Raw genomic sequence first — 741 nt, forward strand, 5'->3', positions numbered from 1 at the left:
TTTTGTAAATATGCTAAGTCAATAAATTTTTCAATCATTGTTTAAAGAGTCTTGGTATATCGCAATATAAATTATTTAGGTTTTCGCCAAGCATAAAGCCCAAAGATTCTGACTGCAAAATACATAAGAAGGTGGCGAAAGTTATCATTTGGTAAAATCTTGTTAGCCAAATATAGGAATTGGTCATCCGCAAATTTTCTGGCTGCCTTCTCTCCTAGTTCCTTTTGTCGGTATTGTAAATCATACAAATAATCATGTACTAAGGCCGCTCGGTTGTATTTGCCTATTGGTGGAAAGAACGACCACAGCAACATTGGTACACTTGCAAAATCTGTAACATATCCAGTCGGGATCAAAATAGTTGAGCCGTCTGAAAGTGTTTCTTCAAACGGCTCATAGAGCTCCCACCAATCAGATTTGTCGGTGGGAGCTTCCCGGTACATTACTACAATCTTATTGCACATTCGTAACAGCAAGCTTGAAGTTTGCAAGACTACCTTCAAAAGTAAATCCTTGTAAAGCTTGATTGATCAGCGTCAAACTTTCCTCTGATTTACTCGCACGGTACGACTCAATCAATAAGTAGAGTTCAAATGGGATTACTTTACTGTCGGTATGATAAAGAACAGGTGACGTAAAATCAAACTGCTGCTCCTCCAAAACTGGTTTATTGGATTTTAAAACGGGTTGTCCATTTTCATCAATCTTTGGCACCATTTGCGTGTATTTCTCAGCTAAAAT

General features: G+C 37.8%; 2 protein-coding genes. Both read right to left on the reverse strand.

What is annotated here, in order from left to right; genetic code table 11:
• Nucleotides 1-71 precede the first annotated feature (71 nt).
• Nucleotides 72-443, reverse strand: coding sequence for a DUF1353 domain-containing protein (locus GVN22_RS28605; RefSeq protein WP_166554183.1), 372 nt, complete (start codon nucleotides 441-443; stop codon nucleotides 72-74).
• 10 nt (nucleotides 444-453) lie between these two features.
• On the reverse strand, nucleotides 454-741 hold a 288-nt coding region (locus GVN22_RS28610; protein ID WP_166554182.1), incomplete at its 5' end, for a hypothetical protein.

Source organism: Cellulophaga sp. BC115SP (genome assembly GCF_009905545.1).
In the GTDB taxonomy this organism is placed as follows: Bacteria; Bacteroidota; Bacteroidia; order Cytophagales; family Spirosomataceae; genus Flectobacillus; species Flectobacillus rivi.

Bases quoted from the DNA above. Each gene is read 5' to 3' on its own strand.
- GVN22_RS28605 (WP_166554183.1), bottom strand. From the start codon at position 443: ATGTACCGGGAAGCTCCCACCGACAAATCTGATTGGTGGGAGCTCTAT.